The sequence below is a fragment of the Rhodococcus sp. Z6_132 genome (genome assembly GCF_058133635.1).
The window spans coordinates 963,780-979,738 of sequence record NZ_JBYUNP010000002.1; the positions used below are offsets into that span (position 1 = coordinate 963,780).

Annotated in this window: 15 protein-coding genes; 4 read left to right on the plus strand and 11 right to left on the minus strand. The window is 73.8% G+C overall.

Annotated elements, in window-relative coordinates:
- Window positions 1-9 precede the first annotated feature (9 nt).
- The 5 genes from AC3YO9_RS11240 to AC3YO9_RS11260 all read right to left on the minus strand — a co-directional run bounded on the left by AC3YO9_RS11240 (window position 10) and on the right by AC3YO9_RS11260 (window position 4,813).
- Entirely contained in the window at window positions 10-1,611 is a 1,602-nt protein-coding gene (locus tag AC3YO9_RS11240; RefSeq protein ID WP_489983198.1) for an amidohydrolase, read from the minus strand.
- 61 nt (window positions 1,612-1,672) lie between these two features.
- Window positions 1,673-2,218: an FxsA family protein gene (locus AC3YO9_RS11245; RefSeq protein ID WP_489983199.1), complete on the minus strand. Its 546-nt coding sequence runs from the start codon at window positions 2,216-2,218 to the stop codon at window positions 1,673-1,675.
- Between the two features lie 80 nt (window positions 2,219-2,298).
- Window positions 2,299-3,045, minus strand: coding sequence for an ABC transporter permease (locus tag AC3YO9_RS11250; protein WP_489983200.1), 747 nt, complete (start codon window positions 3,043-3,045; stop codon window positions 2,299-2,301).
- Window positions 3,042-4,016, minus strand: a complete 975-nt coding sequence (locus tag AC3YO9_RS11255; RefSeq protein ID WP_489983201.1) for an ABC transporter ATP-binding protein — start codon at window positions 4,014-4,016, stop codon at window positions 3,042-3,044. Before AC3YO9_RS11255 ends, AC3YO9_RS11250 begins: the two co-directional genes overlap by 4 nt.
- 8 nt (window positions 4,017-4,024) lie before the next feature.
- Window positions 4,025-4,813, minus strand: a complete 789-nt coding sequence (locus AC3YO9_RS11260; RefSeq protein ID WP_489983202.1) for a LuxR C-terminal-related transcriptional regulator — start codon at window positions 4,811-4,813, stop codon at window positions 4,025-4,027.
- A gap of 64 nt (window positions 4,814-4,877) precedes the next feature.
- Between AC3YO9_RS11260 and AC3YO9_RS11265 the strand changes: the two genes are divergently transcribed.
- Both AC3YO9_RS11265 and AC3YO9_RS11270 read left to right on the plus strand, forming a co-directional pair.
- A complete protein-coding gene (locus AC3YO9_RS11265; protein WP_489983203.1) occupies window positions 4,878-6,416 on the plus strand; it encodes a TldD/PmbA family protein in 1,539 nt (512 codons plus the stop codon).
- Window positions 6,413-7,762 carry a metallopeptidase TldD-related protein gene (locus tag AC3YO9_RS11270; protein ID WP_489983204.1) on the plus strand — a complete coding sequence of 450 codons (1,350 nt, stop codon included), beginning with the start codon at window positions 6,413-6,415 and terminating at the stop codon, window positions 7,760-7,762. Before AC3YO9_RS11265 ends, AC3YO9_RS11270 begins: the two co-directional genes overlap by 4 nt.
- 19 nt (window positions 7,763-7,781) lie before the next feature.
- Here AC3YO9_RS11270 and AC3YO9_RS11275 read toward each other — a convergent pair whose 3' ends face one another.
- Both AC3YO9_RS11275 and dprE2 read right to left on the minus strand, forming a co-directional pair.
- The gene (locus AC3YO9_RS11275; RefSeq protein WP_489983205.1) at window positions 7,782-8,753 is read right to left on the minus strand and encodes a phosphotriesterase family protein; all 972 of its coding nucleotides are present in this window, start codon (window positions 8,751-8,753) and stop codon (window positions 7,782-7,784) included.
- Window positions 8,754-8,847: 94 nt separating this feature from the next.
- On the minus strand, window positions 8,848-9,591 hold the full coding sequence (dprE2, locus tag AC3YO9_RS11280) for a decaprenylphospho-beta-D-erythro-pentofuranosid-2-ulose 2-reductase (RefSeq protein WP_489983206.1): 744 nt from the start codon (window positions 9,589-9,591) through the stop codon (window positions 8,848-8,850).
- A gap of 41 nt (window positions 9,592-9,632) precedes the next feature.
- Here dprE2 and AC3YO9_RS11285 point away from each other — a divergent pair, with 41 nt between their 5' ends.
- On the plus strand, window positions 9,633-10,043 hold the full coding sequence (locus AC3YO9_RS11285; RefSeq protein ID WP_489983207.1) for a PPOX class F420-dependent oxidoreductase: 411 nt from the start codon (window positions 9,633-9,635) through the stop codon (window positions 10,041-10,043).
- 1 nt (window position 10,044) lies between these two features.
- On the opposite strand, the gene AC3YO9_RS11290 is transcribed toward AC3YO9_RS11285, so the two are convergent.
- Window positions 10,045-11,166 (minus strand): M24 family metallopeptidase, encoded by a 1,122-nt coding sequence (locus AC3YO9_RS11290; protein WP_489983208.1) that lies wholly within the window; start codon window positions 11,164-11,166, stop codon window positions 10,045-10,047.
- A 53-nt stretch (window positions 11,167-11,219) separates the two neighbouring features.
- Between AC3YO9_RS11290 and AC3YO9_RS11295 the strand changes: the two genes are divergently transcribed.
- Window positions 11,220-12,173 carry a 5'-3' exonuclease gene (locus tag AC3YO9_RS11295; protein ID WP_489983209.1) on the plus strand — a complete coding sequence of 318 codons (954 nt, stop codon included), beginning with the start codon at window positions 11,220-11,222 and terminating at the stop codon, window positions 12,171-12,173.
- A gap of 31 nt (window positions 12,174-12,204) precedes the next feature.
- Here the strand turns inward: AC3YO9_RS11295 and AC3YO9_RS11300 are convergent, their stop codons facing one another.
- From AC3YO9_RS11300 to AC3YO9_RS11310, 3 genes are all read right to left on the minus strand, one after another.
- On the minus strand, window positions 12,205-13,824 hold the full coding sequence (locus AC3YO9_RS11300) for a Na+/H+ antiporter (protein WP_127782930.1): 1,620 nt from the start codon (window positions 13,822-13,824) through the stop codon (window positions 12,205-12,207).
- Window positions 13,825-13,926: 102 nt separating this feature from the next.
- On the minus strand, window positions 13,927-15,159 hold the full coding sequence (locus AC3YO9_RS11305; RefSeq protein ID WP_489983210.1) for a GNAT family N-acetyltransferase: 1,233 nt from the start codon (window positions 15,157-15,159) through the stop codon (window positions 13,927-13,929).
- A gap of 33 nt (window positions 15,160-15,192) precedes the next feature.
- Window positions 15,193-15,894 (minus strand): DUF4333 domain-containing protein, encoded by a 702-nt coding sequence (locus AC3YO9_RS11310; protein ID WP_489983211.1) that lies wholly within the window; start codon window positions 15,892-15,894, stop codon window positions 15,193-15,195.
- Between the last annotated feature and the right edge of the window lie 65 nt (window positions 15,895-15,959).

The following is a 15,959-nucleotide window of genomic DNA, read 5'->3' on the forward strand; positions in this document are numbered from 1 at the left end:
CCGGGCACGTCAGCGCTCGTAGATGGTGCGCCCGCGGTGCACGGTGCGCACGCACTCCGGCAGGGCCGCGTCCGGGTCCAGCCGCGGCAGCGGGGCGACGCCGGCGCGGGGGTCGGTGGACCAGCGCTGCACGGAGTCCTTGGGCGCGGCCACCACCAGCTCGTCGCAGTCCCACACCGCGTAGGAGGCGGGGGCACCGGGGGTGAGGGTGCCGGCCATGCCGTCGCGCACTCCCCCGGCCCGCCAGGCCCCGCGAGTGGCGGCGGCGAAGGCGGCGCGGGCGGAGATGGCGCTGCCCGGGGTGCGGTGGTGCACCGCGGCCTGCACGGCGCGCCACGGGTCGAGGGTGGTGACGGGCGCGTCCGAGCCCAGGCTCAGCGCCACCCCGGCCGAGGCCATCGCGGAGTACGGGTTGAGCCGGGCGCCACGGTCGGGGCCCAGCCGCTGCGCGTACAGCCCGTCGCTGCCGCCCCAGAGCGCGTCGAAGCCGGGCTGCACGCTGGCCAGCACGCCCCAGCGGCCCAGCGCCTCGGCCTGCCCGGGGGTCATCATCTCCGCGTGCTCCAGGCGGTGCGCCCGTGAGGCGACCTTGGGCACGCCGAGCTCGGCCACCACGTCGCTGATGGCGTCCACCACGGCCTGCATGCCGGCGTCGCCGATCACGTGGAAGCCGGCCTGGGTTCCGGCGAGGGTGCAGGCCCGCACGTGCGCGGCGATCTCCTCGCGCTGCAGGTACGCCGCGCCGGTGCCGGCCTCGGGGAGGTCGCAGTAGGGCTCGTGCAGCCACGCGGTGTGCGAGCCGAGGGAGCCGTCCACGAACAGGTCGCCGGCCAGGCCGGCGGCGCCGGTGCGCTCGAGCAGGTCGCGGGCCTGGTCGGCGTCGGTCACCGCCTCGCCCCAGTAGCCGCGCACCTGCACCCCGTGGTCGGCGGTCAGGGTCGCGCGGAAGTCCTCCAGCCCGGCGATCTCCGCGCCCCCGCACTCGTGCACCGCGGCCACCCCGTGGGCGGCGGCGTGGTCGAGGAAGGTGAGCAGCGCGGCCCGGCGCTGGGCGGCGGTGAGGCGGACGCGGGCGGCCTCGCGCACCAGGTGGTGGGCGTCCTGGCTCAGCGGGCCCTCGTCGGACCAGCCGGTCGCCTGGCGGACGCCGGTGGCCTGCTCCACCAGCGGGGTGGACACCCACGCGGAGTGCACGTCCACCCGGGAGAGGTACACCTGTCGGCCGGGCACGCACTCGTCCAGCTCGGCGCGGCTCGGCGGACGCTGCTCGCTCCACCGCGACTCGTCCCAGCCGTGGCCCCACACCACCGCGTCGGGGTGGGCCGTGGCGTGAGCGCGCACCAGCTCCAGGCACTGCGCCTTGGAGGTGGTGCCGGCCAGGTCCAGCCCACTCAGTGCCAGCCCGGCCGCGGTGCAGTGCACGTGGGAGTCCACGAAGGCCGGGGCCACAAACCGGCCCTGCAGGTCGATCACCTCGGCGTCGGGGTGCATCGCCCGGCCGGGCGCGTCCATCCCGGTCCACACCACGGTGCCGTCGGTGACCGCCATGGCGGTGGCGTCAGGGGAAGTGGGGCTGTAGATACGACCGCCCAGCAGGAGTTGCGTGCTCACGATCGGCGAGTCTGCCCGAGCGGGGGCCGGCCACGACGAGTGGGCCGGGCGGCCGGGTGCGTCAGGAGGTCAGCGGGGTGCGCGGCGGGCCGGAGGGGCCCTCGTCGTGCACCTCCACCACCTCGCCGTCGATCACGTCGCCGTAGCCACCCTGGCGGTGGCCGCCGGGAAAGCGGCCGGCTCCACCTGCCGGGCCCGGACCCATGCCCGGGAAGCGAGCGAACGCGTTGGTGGTCATCACCTGCACGCGGCGGGCCACCACGGTCTTGAGCACCGGGCGCAGCAGCCAGCGGGTGGGCGGCAGGAGCAGCAGCAGCCCGAGCACCGCACTGACGAAGCCGGGGACCAGCAACAGCAGCGCGCCACCCGTGCGCAGCGCCACGTCGGCGTAGTCGGCCTGCGGGTGCCGCTGCGCCGGCAGCCCCTGGCGCTGCGCCTCGCGGATGGCCTGCATCCCGCGCTGGCCCTCCCGGCGCAGCAGGTACCCGCCGAGCAGGGAGCCCAGCACCAGCAGCCCGACGGTGGGCAGCACACCGAGGGCGCTGCCCACCCAGATCAGGGCAGCGACCTCGGCTACGGCGTACAGGGCGAAGATCAGGACCGGCATACGGACTCCTCGGGCGCCGCGCGGGCGACGGTGGTTGGTGTCTGTCCGTACAACGCGCCGGACACCGATTTTTCTCCCAGTCACGCGTCCCGGCGGCTGACCACCGCGACGGCGGCGGCGAAGACCACGGCCACGAAGAGGACGAAGTACACCAGGCTGCCCCACGGGCTGAGCGGGTAGTCGCCGGTGACGAAGCCGTCGGTGAGGAAGTGGTTGGCGTTGGCGAAGGGCATCCACTCGCCGATGTCGTCGCCGACCTTGGGGATGAGGGTGACCAGGCCCTCCACCAGCAGCGGCCACAGCAGCAGCAGCGCGATGGCGCCGGCGGACTGGCGCAGCAGCGCGCCCACGGCCACCGCGAGCACGGCCGACAGGCCGTAGATGACTCCGGTGCCGGCCACCAGCCGCCAGTCCTCCTCGCTGCTGACCGGCAGGGCCGTGCTGTTGAGCAGCCGCGCCAGGGCCACCGAGCCGAAGGCGAAGATCTCCCCGAGGACCAGCCCGATCACGCCCAGGAAGCCGGCCTTGGCCGCCAGCACCTGCCAGCGCCGGGGCGCGGCCTGGAAGGTGGTGCGGATGACGCCGAAGCGGTACTCGGTGGTGATGCTCAGCGCGGCCATGATCATGATCACGTACATGCCCATGCCGGATGCCCCGGTGAGCACCAGGGTGAGGTCGTAGTCGGGGACGTCCTGGGGCACGTCGCCCCGGTAGGACCACGCGAACAGCAGCGCGAAGCCGAAGCTGATCAGCGCGGCGATGGCGGCGCACCACCAGGGTGAGCGGGTGGACGTGAGCTTGATGCGCTCGACCTGCAGGAGACTCATGACTTGCTCATTTCGGTGCGGGGGGCGATCGGTGCCTGGCCAGGACCCGGCGGGGTCGCGTGGGCGGGCACGGATGACTGGTACTGCACGTCACCACCGGTCAGCTGCATGAACGCCTGCTCCAGCGAGCCGCGCTGCAGGCTCAGCTCGTGCAGCACGATGTTGCCTGCCGCAGCGAGCTCGCCCACCTTCTCGGTGCCGACGCCGTTGACCAGCAGGGCGTCGGGTCCGTCCTGCTGCAGGTCGATGCCGTGCTGGCGGAGGCTGTCCCGCAGGGCGTCCAGCTGGGGGCTGCGCACCCGCACGGTGGCGGAGCTCGCCTGGTCGACGAACTGCTGGGTGGTGCAGTCGGCGATGAGCCGGCCGCGGCCGATCACGATGAGGTTCTCGGCGGTGATGGCCATCTCGTTGAGCAGGTGGCTGGACACCAGGACGGTGCGCCCCTCGCGGGCCAGCGCCTGCATGAACTGCCGGATCCACACGATGCCCTCGGGGTCGAGGCCGTTGACCGGCTCGTCGAAGAGCAGCACGCCGGGGTCGCCCAGCAGGGCGGCGGCGATGCCCAGGCGCTGGGACATGCCCAGGGAGAAGCCGCCGGCCTTCTTGCCCGCCACCTGGGAGAGCCCCACCAGGCCGAGCACCTCGTCCACCCGGGAGGCGGGAATGCCGTTGGAGGCGGCCATCCAGCGCAGGTGCGCCCGGGCCGAGCGGTTGGGGTGCACCCACTTGGCGTCCAGCAGGGCCCCGACCTCGCGCAGCGGGTGCTTGAGCTGGTGGTAGGCCGTGCCACCGATGGTCGCGGTGCCCGACGTGGGCCGGTCCAGGCCCAGGATCATCCGCATGGTGGTGGACTTGCCGGCGCCGTTGGGGCCGAGGAAGCCGGTGACCTTCCCGGGGTGCACCGTGAAGGTCAGGTCGTCGACGGCCTTGGTGGCACCGTAGGACTTGGAAAGGTTGCGCACTTCAATCATGTGCCGGATTATTCCCTAGTTGTCGGGCGTTCTGGGGCACCCCCGAAACCTGGTGTCGCACTGGGCCCGCCGGGTCGCACCAGCCCTGTCTCGTAGGCCAGCACCACCGCCTGGGCCCGGTCGCGCAGCCCCAGCTTGGCCAGCACCCGGCCCACGTGGGTCTTGACCGTGGCCTCGGAGAGGAACATCCGGGTGGCCACCTCGGCGTTGGATAGCCCCCGGGCCACCTGGGTGAGCACCTCGCGCTCCCGGTCGGTGAGCACCTGCAGGGCACTGGTGTCCATCCCAGTGGTGCCCATCCCGCTGCCGTCCGTCCCGCGGCCGTCCGTCCCGCGGCGGCCCGTCACCACGGCGGGCGACCCCTCGACCAGGCGCTGCACCAGCCGGTGGGCGACGCTCGGCGTGATCACCCAGCCACCACCGGCGACGCTGCGCACCGCGGCCACCAGCTGCTCCGGCGGGGTGTCGTCGAGCAGGTACCCGCCGGCACCGGCGCGCAGGCACGCCAGGGCGTGGTCGCCGTGGTCGAGGGTGGTCAGCACCAGCACCGCGGCCAGCCCGGCGTCGACGATGCGGCGGGTGGCCTCCACCCCGGCCGGCCCCGGCGTGCGCAGCTCCATCAGCACCACCGACGGCCGCACCCGCTCCGCCACCCGCACCGCCTCGGCGCCGTCACAGGCCTCCCCCACCACGGTGAGGTCGTCGTGTCCGCCGAGCACCGCGCGGAGACCGCTGCGCATCAGCTGTTGGTCGTCGACGAGCAGCACGGTCACCGGGTTGACGTGCTGGACGGCCACGGCGCTCACGGTAGTGGGAGCAGGCCGGTCGTGGCGCGCTCACGGAGCCGCTAGCGTTGCCGCCATGCCCGCGACAGAGCGTGACGTTGACGCTGACTTCCTCGCCCTGCCCCTGCGCGTGCTGGCTGACGCGGCGCTGAGCCGGGCCCGCGAGCTGGGCGCCGAGCACGCCGACCTGCGGGTGCACCGCACGCAGACGCAGAGCCTGCGGCTGCGCGACGGGACGGTGCAGTCGGCCAACGACGGCGCCACCGTCGGGCTCGCGGTGCGGGTGGTGGTGGACGGCACCTGGGGCTTCGCCGCCCGAGCCGAGCTCACCCCCGACGCCGCGGCCACCGCAGCAGCGCAGGCGGTTCAGGTGGCCCAGACCCTGCGGGCGCTCAACCGTGACCCGGTGGTGCTGGCCCCGGAGCCGGTGTACGCCGACGTCACCTGGGTGTCCGGCTACGCGGTGGATCCCTTCGCGGTGCCCACCGCGGACAAGATCGAGCGCCTCACCGACTTCTCCCAGCGGCTGCTGGCCGCCGACGGCGTCGACCACGTGTCGGCGAGCTGCCTGCAGGTCAAGGAGCAGACGTTCTACGCCGACCTGCACGGCTCCACCATCACCCAGCAGCGGGTGCGGCTGCAGCCCGACGTGGAGGCCACCACGGTGGACCAGCAGGCAGGCGCGTTCGAGTCCATGGCCACCCTGGCGCCGCCGGTCGGCCGGGGCTGGGAGTACCTGGGCCAGGGCGACCCAGCTCAGGGGCGCTGGGACTGGGACGGCGAGCTGGCGCAGCTGCCCGAGCTGCTGGCGGAGAAGGTGCGGGCCCCCTCGGTGACGGCCGGGCCCACCGACCTGGTGATCGACCCGTCCAACCTCTGGCTGACCATCCACGAGTCCATCGGCCACGCCACCGAGTACGACCGCGCCATCGGCTACGAGGCCGCCTACGCCGGCACCTCCTTCGCCACCCCCGACCAGCTGGGCGCCCTGCGCTACGGCTCCGACGTCATGCACGTCACCGCCGACCGCACCCAGCCGCACGGGCTGTCCACGGTGGGCTACGACGACGAGGGGGTGGCCGCGCAGAGCTGGGACCTGGTGCGCGACGGGGTGCTGGTGGGCTACCAGCTCGACCGGGTGTTCGCGCCACGGATGGGCCTGGAGCGCTCCAACGGCTGCTCCTACGCCGACTCCGCCCAGCACGTGCCCATCCAGCGGATGGCCAACGTCTCGCTGCAGCCGGACCCGCACACCGACCGCAGCACCGCCGAGCTGATCAGCGCGGTGGAGGAGGGCATCTACGTCGTCGGCGACAAGTCGTGGTCGATCGACATGCAGCGCTACAACTTCCAGTTCACCGGCCAGCGCTTCTACCGCATCCGCAACGGGAAGCTGGCCGGGCAGCTGCGCGACGTCGCCTACCAGGCCACCACCACCGACTTCTGGGGCGCCATGGAGGCGGTGGGTGGGCCGTCCACGTGGCAGCTGCACGGGGCGTTCAACTGCGGCAAGGCCCAGCCCGGCCAGGTGGCCGCGGTCAGCCACGGTGCACCGTCGGCGCTGTTCCGCCAGGTGAACATCCTCAACACGCAGTCGGAAGGGAAGTCCGCATGATCACCGCCCCAGACCTCGTGGAGCTCGTGCTGGGCGCCTCGCAGGCGGACGGCTGCGTCGTCCTGGTCACCGAGTCCAGCGAGGCCACGCTGCGCTGGGCCAACTCAACCATGACCACCAACGGGCTCAGCTCCTCCCGCGAGTGGGCGGTGGTCTCGGTGCTCGGCTCCTCGGTGGGCGTGGTCAGCTCGTCCAGCGTGGACTGCGCCGACGTCACCGCGGTGGTGCGGGCCAGCGAGGAGGCCGCCCGTGCCGCCGGCCCCGCCCGCGACGCGGCCCCGCTGGTGGAGGGCTCCGGTGTCCCCACCGACTGGGACGCTCCGGCCGCGCAGACCGACATCGCCGTGTTCGACCGGCTGGCCACCGAGCTGGCCCAGGGCTTTGCCGGCAAGGACACGCTCTACGGCTTCGCCGAGCACCAGGTGCACACCACCTGGCTGGGCTCCTCCACCGGGCTGCGCCGGCGCTTCAGCCAGCCCGCCGGCACCGTGGAGGTGAACGCCAAGCGCGACGGCTCCAGCGCGTGGGGCGGGCTCGGCACCCGGGACTTCACCGACGTCGACCTCACCGCGCTGCTGGCCGACCTCTCCACCCGGCTGGGCTGGGGGCGGCGCACGGTGGAGCTGCCCGCCGGCCGCTACGAGACGCTGCTGCCCCCCTCGGCGGTGTCGGACCTGATGATCCTGCTGGCCTGGGCGATGGAGGGCCGCGGCGCCCAGGAGGGGCACACCGCGCTGTCGCGGCCGGGCGGCACCCGGGTGGGCGAGCAGCTGGGCACGCTGGGTCTGACCATGGCCTGCGACCCCAACCTGCCGGGCCTGGAGTACCCGCCGTTCGTGGCCACCACCCACTCCGACGACTCGATCTCGGTGTTCGACAACGGGATGGACGCCGGGCGGGTGGAGTGGATCCGCGACGGCGCCGTGCACGCCCTGGCCTACCCCCGCGCCGAGGCGGAGCGCTTCCACGCGCCGGTGGCGGTGCCCGGGGACAACCTGCTCATCACCGGCGGGTCCGGTGCGTCGCTGCAGGACATGGTGGCCAGCACGGAGCGGGGCCTGCTGCTCACCTGCCTGTGGTACATCCGCGAGGTCGACCCGGTGTCGCTGCTGGTCACCGGGCTCACCCGGGACGGGGTGTACCTGGTGGAGGACGGCAAGGTCACCGGCGAGGTGAACAACTTCCGGTTCAACGAGAGCCCGCTGGACCTGCTGCGCCGGGCCACCGAGGCCGGCGCCACCGAGCGCACCCTGCCGCGGGAGTGGAAGGACTGGTTCAGCCGTGCCGAGGTGCCGCCGCTGCGGATCCCGGACTTCCACATGTCCTCCCCCAGCCAGGCCAGCTAGCCGGGTCCCGCGCGGGCGGTCAGCTCGCGAAGTAGCGGCGCGGGTTGTCCACCAGCATGGTGTGCAGCTGCTCCTCGGTGACCCCGCGGTCGAGCAGCGCGGGGATCACGTCGTCGCTGATGTGGTTGTAGTTCCAGTGCGGCACCATCTGCTCCTTGGCGCCGGCCTCGAACCAGTCGATGAAGCACGCCGCGTCGTGGGAGAGCACCATCTTCTCGGCGTAGCCGCGGCGGGCCAGCTCCACCACGGTGCCCACGCGCTCCTCGAAGGGCAGCAGCACGTCCAGGCCGAAGCGGTCCATCCCCAGCAGCGAGCCGGCGTCGGCCAGCGCGCACAGGTGGTCCAGGTCGGTGGTGTCGCCGCAGTGGCCGAGGACCACCTTGCTCAGGTCCACCCCCTCCGATCCCAACACCTTCTGCACCACCAGCCCGGACTGGGTGTGCGGGTTGGTGTGCACGGTGATCGGCGCCCCGGTCTCCTGGTGGGCCTGGCCCACCGCCCGCATCACCCGCTCCACGCCCGCGGTGAGGCCGGGAGCCTCGATGGCGCACTTGAGGAAGGCGGCCCGGATCGCCGTGCCCGCGATGCCCTCGCGGAGGTCGCGCAGGAAGAGCTCCACCATCGGCTCCGGGGTGTCCACCAGCAGGCCGGGCCCGTTGTAGTGGAACTGGAACGGCAGGTCGTTGTAGGTGTAGATGCCGGTGGCGGCCACGATGTTGATGTCCACCTGCTCGTTGACCGCGGCGATCCGCGGCAGGTAGCGCCCGAGCCCGATCACGGTGGGGTCGACGATCGTGGCGATGCCGCGGGCCTTGAGCTCGGTCAGCTTGTGCACGGCGTCGGCGACCCGCGCGCCCTCGTCCCACCGGTCGAGGTAGTCGGGGTAGTTCTGCTGCATCTCGGCGTCGAGGACGAAGACGTGCTCGTGCATCAGCACCCGGCCCAGGCTGCTGCTGTCGACCGGACCGCGAACGGTGTGGACCTCGGACATCAGCGCGCTCCTGTCGACGGGGTGCCGCACCGGTGGGGCACCGCCGGAGTGTGTTGCAGCGGGGGCTGGTTCGTCAACGCCAACGCCCCTGGGATCAGCGCGGCAGCCGCCGCCACAGTGGACGCGGCAGCAGGCTCATCGCGGTGAACGCCACCCGCAGCACGCCGGGCACCCACACCACGTCCTTGCGCCGGCGCAGGCCGGCCACCACCGCGTCGGCCACCTGGTCGGGAGTGCTGGACAACGGTGCAGGGCTCATGCCCTCGGTCATCCGGCCCACCACGAAGCCCGGGCGCACCAGCAGCAGGTGCACGCCGGAGCCGACGAGGGAGTCGGCCAGCCCGCTGGCGAAGCCGTCCAGCCCCGCCTTGGCCGAGCCGTAGACGTAGTTGGCGCGGCGCACCCGCACCCCGGCCACGGAGGAGAACACCACCAGCTGCCCGTCGCCCTGGGCGCGCAGCAGCGTGGCCAGCACGGTGAGCACGTGCACCTGGGCGACGTAGTCGGTGTGCACCACCGCCACGGCGTGCGCCGGGTCGGTCTCCGCGCGGGCCTGCTCGCCCAGCACGCCGAAGCTGACCAGCACCACGTCCAGGTGGTGGCGGGCGGCGACGTCGGCCAGCAGCGGCTGGTGGCTGCTCAGGTCGTCGGCGTCGAAGTCCAGGCACTCCACCGTGGTGGCGCCAGCGGCCAGCAGCGCCTCCCGCTCGGCCACCAGGTCGTCGGCGCGCCGGGCGGCCAGCACCACGGTGCGGGCACCCTGGGCCACCAGCCGGTGTGCCACCGCCACGCCGATCTCGCTGCGCCCACCCAGGACCAGAACCGCTCCATCGCTCACGCCGAGGAGTCTGGCAGACCCGCTGCCGCTACCGTCGGGTCGTGCCCTCCACCTCCCCCGCCGCGCTGCCCGCCGTGGCCCTCGAGTTCCTGGCCGAGCGACAGCTCGCCTCGCTGACCACGCTGCGCGGGGACACAACCCCGCACGTGGTGCCCGTGGGGTTCACCTGGGACGCCGAGCGCTCGATCGCCCGGATCATCACCAGGGGCGGCTCGCTCAAGGCGCGCAACGCCGCCCGGGGTGGGCGCGGCTCGCTGTGCCAGGTCGACTGGGCCCGTTGGATGACCCTGGAGGGCGTGACCTCGGTGCACACCGATGCCGACGAGGTGGCCGAGGGTGAGCGCCGCTACGCGCAGCGGTACCGCCAGCCCCGGCCCAACCCGGAGCGGGTGGTCATCCAGATCGCCGTGGACCGGGTGCTCGGCTCGGCCAGCCTGCTGCACCCGGAGTAGGTCAGCCCGGCAGCACGGCCAGCTCGTGCGGGCGGACGTTCACCGGCTCGCCGCCGTCGGCGGTCACCAGCACGATGTCCTCGATCCGTGCGCCCCACGCACCCGGGAAGTAGATGCCCGGCTCCACGCTGAAGGCCATCCCCTCGGCCAGCTCGACGTCGTTGCCGCCCACGATGTAGGGCTCCTCGTGCACCGAGAGCCCGATGCCGTGGCCGGTGCGGTGCACGAACGCCTCGGCCAGCCCCGCCTGCGCCAGCACGTCCCGGCAGGCGGCGTCCACCTCCTCCGCCCGCACCCCCGGGCGCACCGCGTCCAGGCCGGCCTGCTGGGCCCGCTGCAGCACCGCGTACTGCGCGGCCACCTCGGCGCTGGGCTCACCCAGGCTGTAGGTGCGGGTGCAGTCGGAGAAGTAGCCCGGGTCCACCGGCCCGCCGATATCCACCACCACCACGTCGCCGGGCTGCAGCACCCGGTCGGACACCTCGTGGTGCGGGTCGGCGCCGTGCGGGCCGGAGCCGACGATGATGAACTCCGCCCCGGTGTGCCCCTCGGCGACGATCGCGGCCTCGATGTCGGCCGCCACGTCCGCCTCGGTGCGCCCGGGCTTGAGCCACTCGCCCATCCGGGCGTGCACCCGGTCGATGGCGGCGCCGGCGCGGCGCAGCGCGTCCAGCTCGGCGGCGTCCTTGCGCATCCGCAGGCCGCGCAGCACCGGGGTGGCCAGCACCTGCGGCGCCCCGCACGCGGCGGCCAGCGGCAGGGCGTGCAGGGCAGGCATGGCGTCGCTGACGGCCGCCCGCGCCGGGGTGGCCAGCAGCCCGGCGACCAGCGCGTACGGGTCCACGCCGTCCACCCAGTCGTGCACGGCCAGGCCCAGCTCGCCCGCCGCCGAGGGCCGCAGCGCCGCCAGCTCCAGCCGCGGCACCACCACCGCGGGCTCGCCCTGCACCGGCACCACCAGGCAGGTCAGCCGCTCGAAGGAGCTGGCCCGCGAGCCCAGCAGGTACTGCAGGTCCGGGCCGGGGGTGATCAGCAGGGCGTCCACTCCGGCGGCCTCCGCGGCCACCGCGGCGCGCTCCAGGCGGTCGGCGTACACGGAGGCGGGCAGGCGTTCGGCACTCATGCCTGCACGGTAGCCGCCCAGCACCCGCCGCCGTCCTGGCAGGATCGACTCCCATGACGCGCACCCTCATGCTGCTCGACGGCGCCAGCCTGTGGTTCCGGGCCTTCCACGGCGTGCCGGAGTCGCTCACCTCCCCGGACGGGCGCCCGGTGAACGCGGTGCGCGGGTTCACCGACATGGTGGCCACGCTCATCACCCGCACCCAGCCCGACCGGCTGGCGGTGTGCCTGGACCTGGACTGGCGCCCGGCGTTCCGGGTGGCGGCGGTGCCCTCCTACAAGGCCCACCGGGTGGCCGAGGAGCGTCCCCCCGGCCAGCTGGACGCCGAGGAGGTCCCCGACCAGCTGGCCCACCAGGTGCCGGTGATCATGGACCTGCTCTCGGCCGCGGGCATCGCCACCGCCGGCGCGCAGGGCCTGGAGGCCGACGACGTGCTGGGTACCCTGGCCGCCCGGGAGAGCAGGGACGCGGTGGTGGTGGTCAGCGGTGACCGCGACCTGCTGCAGGTGGTCTCCGACGACCCCGTGCCGGTGCGCGTGATCTACGTGGGCCGGGGACTGGCCAAGGCCGAGGTGTTCGGGCCGGAGGACGTGGCCGAGCGCTACGGCGTGCCCGTGGAGCGGGCCGGTGCCGCCTACGCGGAGATGGCCACGCTGCGCGGGGACGCCTCCGACGGGCTGCCCGGGGTGGCGGGCATCGGCGCCAAGACCGCCTCCCAGCTGCTGCTCACCTACAAGTCCATGGACGCCCTGCGCGCGGCCGCTGCCGACGAGGCCTCCGGCATGGCCCGGGCCTCGCGGTCGCGGATCACCGCCGCCGCCGACTACCTGGACGCCGCGCTGCCGGTGGTGCAGGTGGTGCGCGACGCCGACGTCGAGCTGTCCAAGGACGACGAGCTGCCCAACACCCCGGCGCGGCCGGAGGAGCTGAGCGCCCTGGCCGAGCAGTGGGGCGTGGAGAGCAGCGTGGCACGCCTGGTCAAGGCGATGGCCGCGCTGCAGCGCTAGGGCGGGGAGCGCCGCCCGGCGCGAGTCTGGCCTAGCGGTCCCGGTGCGGGAGGATGTCCTCCTCGTGGTCGAGCTCGCGCTGCAGCGCCCGCAGGTCGAGGTCGGAGAGCCGGCCGGCGTCGCGCCAGCGCAGGATCTCGGCCCGCTGGGCGTCGATCACCGCCCGCCGGGCGCGCAGACCCGCCTCGTAGGCCGGGGAGATGGGCAGCTCGCCGTCCTCGGCTGACTCCAGCAGGTCCACCCGCTTGCGGTAGCGCGCCAGTCGTCGCCGCAGGTTCGCCCGGGACCCCTCCATGATGTCGGCGGGAACCTGGTCGTCGGCGTCCAGCTGGTTCAGCCGGACCAGGCCCGCCTGGGCAGCCGCGGCCCGCGCCTCGTTGCGCAGCAGCGCCGCGCCGGTGACGTCGGCCCGGAGCCCCGTCAGCCGCACCAGCGGGGCGAAGGTGACGCCCTGGCCGACCAGCGTCACCAGCACCACCAGGTACGCGCAGAACAGCAGCAGGCTGCGGTCGGGGAACGGCTCACCCGCCTGGGTGAGCAGCGGCAGGGAGAAGATCGCGGCCAGGGTGATCACGCCCCGGGTGCCCGCCCAGCTGAGCACCAGCACCTCGCGGCCCCCGAGGCGCTGCTCGCCGCCGCTACCGCTGCCCCCGAGGCGGGTGCGCAGCCGTCGGGGCAGCCACTGGGTGAGCACCAGCCAGGCGGGCCGGATCAGCAGCACCAGCGCCACGGTCACCACCGACGCCCCGACGATGGTGGACACCGGGTACTGGTTGAGGTCGCGGACGATCAGCGGCAGCTGCATGCCGATGAGCAGGAAGACCGCCCCCTCCAGCAGGAAGTCCACCAGCCGCCACACCGCGCTGGTCTGCAGCCGGCTCGCCCCGGACACCAGCCGCGGCGTGTCGTGGCCGACCACCAGGCCGGCGATGACCACGGCCAGCACCCCGGAGACGTGCACCTCCTCCCCGAGCAGGTAGGCCAGGAACGGCGTGGCCAGCGAGATCGCGTTGAGCATCAGGGGGTCGCTGACGTAGCGGCGCAGCAGTCGCACCAGCAGGGCCACCGACACGCCGACGAAGACCCCGCCGGCCGCGGCAGCCAGGAAGTCCACCGTCGCGCTGCCGTAGGAGAACCCGCCGGTGGTGGCGGCGGTGACCGCCACCGCGAAGGTGGTCAGCGCGGTGGCGTCGTTGAGCAGACCCTCACCCTCGATGAGCGTGATCAACCGCGGCGGCAGCCCGGCCTTGCGCCCGATGGACAGCGCCGCCACCGGGTCAGGTGGGGCGACCGCGGCGCCCAGGGCCACCGCGGCAGCCAGCCCCAGCCCGGGCACCACCAGGCTCACCCCCACCCCGACGAGCAGCGCGGTGACCAGCACCAGCACCACGGAGAGGCTGATCACCGCCCGCAGGTTGGTGCGGATGGCCGACAGCGAGGAGTTCAGCGCCGCGCTGTAGAGCAGCGGCGGGAGCAGGAAGGTGAGGACCACCTCGGGATCGAGCTCGAGGTTGGGCCCGGGCAGCGCGGCGTAGATCAGGCCGCTCACCGTGAGCAGCGCCGCCACCGGCAGCCCGGACCGGTCGGCGACCACCTCGGCCAGGACGATCACGGCCACCGCAACCAGCAGGTAGACGAGGACGTGCGTCACCGGTTCTCCTCACTGGTTCCCGCCGCACCGGACGTCAGCGGTGGACCACTCTAGGCGGCCGCGCCCACCCGGTCGGGGCGAGCGCCACCGCCGCCGAGGAACTCAGTAGTAGGTGCCGCTCCAGGGCAGCCGAGGCGTGCCGAAGAGGGCGTCGGCCCTGGCGAGGACCTCGCTGCTGCCCCGCACGCGCCCGGCCGCGGCCAGCTGTGTGAAGGAGGTGCCGCCCAGGTACACCGCGGCCAGCTCACCTACCTCGCAGTGCAGCTCGGCCTCGGCGTCGGTGCGCTGCACCCCGTCGGTGCTGACCCGGTAGCGGCCGGAGTTGTCCGGCATCAGCTGGTCGTCCACCCCGATCACCACCGGCTCACCAGCGCCGTAGCTGCGCGCGGACAGCGCCGCGGGCACGTCCAGCAGCCGCAGCCAGGTCTCGTCCTCGACGTCGGTGGTGACCGCGGCACGGGGGTCCACCAGGGCCAGGTCGAGCACCGGGTCGAGCGGACGGCCGTGGGCCAGCAGGTGCTCGGAGAGGTCGATGCCGAAGGCGGCCTGCCACAGCGCGAGCTCCACGCGCTCGTCCACCGCGCGGAGGTCGAGCACCTCCACCACGGCCTGCTGCGGGTCGTCCCAGCCGTCCCGGTTGTTGACCGTGTACAGGAGGAAGCCGTCCACCTGGTCGTCGTCGTCCACGGTGCACAGCACCCACACCGGGCGGTCCTTGTGCAGGTGCCGATCGACCATCCCCGCCCACCACCAGCTGGGCCGGGACACGGTGCCCGGCCTGGCGGTGCGGATGCGCTCGTAGACCGCGGGGAGCTCGCGCACGGCGGCCTCGGGGGTGATCATCTTCAGGCGGCGCTCGGCGGCGGCGCCCGGGCGCAGCACCGCGCGGCGTCGGGTCACCTTCAGGGTGGCGTAGGTGGAGGCCACGCCGTAGCCGAACCGCGAGTAGATGGAGGCCTCGGTGGCCCGCAGCACCGCCACCAGCGCACCGTTGTCGCGGGTGGTCTGCAGCTGCGCCTGCATCAGGGCCCGCAGGTAGCCGCGACGACGACGGTCGGCGCGCACCCCCACGCTGCTGACCGCGGCGGCGGGCACCCGCCCCCCGGGCACGTCCAGCTCCACCTCCCAGGAGCGCGCGACGCCGCCGACCACGCCGTCGTCCTCGACGATGCCCTGCACCAGGCTGGCCCGGTACATGGGCAGCGACCGCTCCCACATCTGGTCGGTGACCGGCCCGATGAGGTACGCGCCGCCGAACACCTCCGCGGCCGCGCGGTGCAGGGTCTCCGGCAGGACGCGCACGGTGAGGACAGGGTTGTCGTTGGGGGTGCTCACCCCGTCATCCAATCAGCACGGCGAGCGCCGTGATCAGGGCCTGCCCACTTGGTACGTGCCGTCGTCGTCAGTGATGCTCACCTTGATGTCGGACTCCTTGCCGTCCACCGTCGCCTTGCAGGTGAAGGTGTTGCCGCTCTTGACCTCTTGCCCGTCGGGGCAGGACACCCCGGTGACCTCGCCGGTCTTGTAGGTGTCGGTGAGCACTTTCTGCACCCCGTCCTGCACGGCCGTGGGGCTCAGGGTCTTGGTGACGGCGAAGCCGGGCGCCACGAAGGCCAGCACCGCCAGCACGGCCAGCGCGACCACGGCCAGCCCGGCACCGGCGTACAGCGGCGTGCGCGACTTGGTGGTGGCCGGCGGCGGGGTGACGAAGGGTGCACCACCGAGCTGGCCGGTGGGCGGGCCGTAGGGCGGCGGACCATGGGGCGGGGCCGGCGGCTGGGCCGGCGCACCGTAGGGCTGCTGACCGGGGAAGCCCGGCTGCCCCTGGGGCTGGCCCGGCGGGCCGTAGGGCGGCTGCGGCTGACCGCGGTAGGGCGCCTGCGGCGGCGGACCCTGCGGCGGCGGACCCTGCGGGGGACCGCCGGGCTGGGGACCACCCGGACGCGGCGGAGCGCCACCCCAACCCTGCTGCTGGCTGCCGTCCGGCTGGCCGTAGCTGCCCTGGTACGGCTGCTGCGGCCCGCCCCACGGCGGCTGCGGAGGGTCGTTGGGGCCATGTGGGCTGCTCATCGAAACGCCTCCAGGTCGGGGTGTGTCAGTACGAATGTTCCGACAGCATGCCAGTTTTGGCGCTT

Coding starts and splice junctions, on each gene's coding strand:
- AC3YO9_RS11290 (WP_489983208.1), bottom strand. CDS start 11,166: ATGAGTGCCGAACGCCTGCCCGCCTCCGTGTACGCCGACCGCCTGGAG.
- AC3YO9_RS11275 (WP_489983205.1), bottom strand. CDS start 8,753: ATGTCCGAGGTCCACACCGTTCGCGGTCCGGTCGACAGCAGCAGCCTG.
- AC3YO9_RS11270 (WP_489983204.1), top strand. CDS start 6,413: ATGATCACCGCCCCAGACCTCGTGGAGCTCGTGCTGGGCGCCTCGCAG.
- AC3YO9_RS11250 (WP_489983200.1), bottom strand. CDS start 3,045: ATGAGTCTCCTGCAGGTCGAGCGCATCAAGCTCACGTCCACCCGCTCA.
- AC3YO9_RS11295 (WP_489983209.1), top strand. CDS start 11,220: ATGACGCGCACCCTCATGCTGCTCGACGGCGCCAGCCTGTGGTTCCGG.
- AC3YO9_RS11310 (WP_489983211.1), bottom strand. CDS start 15,894: ATGAGCAGCCCACATGGCCCCAACGACCCTCCGCAGCCGCCGTGGGGC.
- AC3YO9_RS11245 (WP_489983199.1), bottom strand. CDS start 2,218: ATGCCGGTCCTGATCTTCGCCCTGTACGCCGTAGCCGAGGTCGCTGCC.
- AC3YO9_RS11255 (WP_489983201.1), bottom strand. CDS start 4,016: ATGATTGAAGTGCGCAACCTTTCCAAGTCCTACGGTGCCACCAAGGCC.
- AC3YO9_RS11265 (WP_489983203.1), top strand. CDS start 4,878: ATGCCCGCGACAGAGCGTGACGTTGACGCTGACTTCCTCGCCCTGCCC.